Origin of the sequence: Autumnicola edwardsiae, assembly GCF_031846505.1 — a bacterium.
In the GTDB taxonomy this organism is placed as follows: domain Bacteria; phylum Bacteroidota; class Bacteroidia; order Flavobacteriales; family Flavobacteriaceae; genus Autumnicola; species Autumnicola edwardsiae.
In genome coordinates this window covers 1-2615 of record NZ_JAVRHP010000191.1, presented here as the reverse complement: position 1 = coordinate 2615, position 2615 = coordinate 1, and the positions used below count along the sequence as shown (strand labels likewise).

General features: G+C 39.7%; 1 protein-coding gene. It reads right to left on the bottom strand.

The window, feature by feature from the left end:
• Positions 1–59 precede the first annotated feature (59 nt).
• Positions 60–2492, bottom strand: coding sequence for a DUF349 domain-containing protein (locus RM529_RS16800; RefSeq protein ID WP_311485905.1), 2433 nt, complete (start codon positions 2490–2492; stop codon positions 60–62).
• Positions 2493–2615 lie beyond the last annotated feature (123 nt).

The window sequence follows — 2615 nt, the reverse complement described above, 5'->3', positions numbered from 1 at the left end:
AAACTCCAAACTCCAAACTCCAAACTCCAAACTCCAAACTCCAAACTCCAAACTCCGAACTAATACAAAGACTTTACCTTCTTTAATTTCTTCTTCCAGACTTCAAGCTGTGCTTTATGGTCGTTAATGTTTTTATGGACATCCTGAACCAGCGGGTTATCCTCATCTACATTAGAAAAGAACTGAAGGTTATTCTCAAGCTGCCTGATTTCAGCAGTGGTTTCTTCAATTTTCTTTGTTAAGAAATAATGTTCGTTCCTGATTTTTTTCTCGTCATCAGCATCATTTAGTGCCTGGATCTTGTTCTCGTACTTCATCATTTCAGCTTTAGTACGATTAACATCCAGTTTTCCGAATAACTGATCCAGAACTTTATTAAATTTTCCTTCTATAAAACGCTTGCTGTAAGGAACTCTACCAACATTCTTCCATGCGCCTATCTGCTCCTTTATTTTCGCAAGATCATCTTCTTTCTTACCAGAGAGTTCCAGTGCTTTCAATTTGTCCAGTATTTCCTTTTTCTGTTCAAAAGCTTCAGATTCTTCTTTATTCTCTTCATTTTTACTGGCGTGTAATCTGTCAAAATAGTGGTTGCACGCAGCTTTAAACTGCTTCCAGACCTTATCGCTGTCTTTTCTGGGAACATGACCTATTTTCTTCCAGTCGGCCTGGATCTTCTTCATTAGCGGGGTGACGGTTTTAAAGTCGTCACTATCTTTATTGTCATCAGCAATTTTTATAAGCTCGCGCTTTTTCTCAAGATTATCGTATTGTTGCTTTTTAAGGTCTTTGTAAAAGTGGTTCTTGTTACGGTTAAACCTGCGTACACGCTGCTTAAACTGGCTCCAGGTTTCTTCATTTTTAGCTCTTGGAACCTTTCCGGCTTTGAAAAATTCTTCCCTCAGGGCTTCGATTTCCTTAATTTTCTGCTGCCATTTATTGTGGCTGTTGTAATCCTCTTCCGCAATTTCTTTGATCTTATTAATGATCTCCTGCTTCTTTTCCCAGTTCTTTTCAAAAACCTGGTCGAGATTGTTAAAATATTGCTGCCGTTTATCGTGAATTTTCTTGGTGGCGTTGCTAAACCTTTCCCAAATATCTTCCCGGTACTCCTTTCCAACCGGTCCCAGCTCTTCTTTCCACATTTTGTGGAGCATTTGCAATTCACGAAAGGCGCGGTTAACATCATCTTCTTCCGCCAATTCTTCTGCGCGATCTATAACCTTAAGTTTTTGTTCCAGGTTGTGCTTAAAATCCAGGTCGCGAAATTCCCTGTTTAGGTGAAGAAAATCATAAAAATTTTCTACATGGTGATGGTACGTGTTCCAAACATTGTTGTACCTGTCCCGCGGGATCGCACCGGCAACTCTCCATCTATCCTGTAGATCCTTAAAATGTTTATAAGTGGTATTTATATTTTCTTCAACATCAATAAGCCCCTTAAGCTCCTCAATAATTTCAAGGCGCTTGTTCAGGTTCTGGTTAAGGTCTTGCTTAAGCTGCTTATAGTAGCGGTTTCTTTTCTCTTTATAATCAAAATAAAGATCGTTGAACCGTTTTTTAAGTGGGGTAGAGTAGTGGAAGTCGATAATGTTTCCGCCATCAGCAAGAAATTCTTCCTTTTTCTCTTCCAGCTCTTCATCAAACTTTGCGTTAAATTCTGCTCTTATCTCGGTAACGTGCTCTTTTATTGCCTGCACTTTTTCCTTTTTCAGTAAAGTCTCCAGCTCGTCTGCAAGCTGCTCTTTACTCATGGAATGGTAGTCTTTTTTCTCAATATTATGTCGCTCCACTGCGCTTTCATCTTCGCTGTCTTCAGCAACCGCGTTATCAACATCTTCCTGATGGCTCCTGGGACTTTTTCGATTTTCATTCACCATAGCGCCGGCCACACCATCATCCAGGTCTTCATCTTCGTCATCTTCATCGGATTTACTGACGCGATTTTTATCGGAGAGATCTTCCTGCTTTCGGTTTTCCTGCACATAAGCATCTGCAGAATCATTTTCTTCTTCAGAATCAGAATCAGAAACTTTTGCAACTGCAACACGTTTTTCTTCTTCGGAAGCTGGATCTGCCTCAATGGCATCAGGTTTGGCAGTATTTACCTTCTCCTCAAGTTTTTGGGCATTTTCATCCTCTTCATCACGATCAAAAGAAGGATTGGTAGCGGTATTGTCTTCACCTTTTTTATTTTCCTGGACTAAAGCATCTGCCGTATCATTCTCATCTTCTTCATTTTCTTCGGAAGCTGAAACTTGCGCAGATTCTTTTTTAGCTGAAGCAGGTGCATTATAATTGCCATTTTCAGCAGGTTTGTCTTTTTTAGCGTTCTCAACAGGTTCAGAAAATGAATTCTCATCAGTACTTTCCGCTGCTGCCTTTCTATCGCCTTCCGTCACCTCGTTTTTTTCCGAAGCTTTGTTTTCGGAAGTATTAAGGTTTTCGCCGGAAATGCCTTTCCTTTCCTTGTCATTTTCTTCTTGAGACATATCGTTCAATGTTAACGTTCGTCGTAATATTATGCCTGAAAGATAACAACTCCCCTAAAATTGGGCAAGGGATTAAGTTTATTTGTAATGATTAGGAATAAAAAGAAGAAGAAATCAGGTATT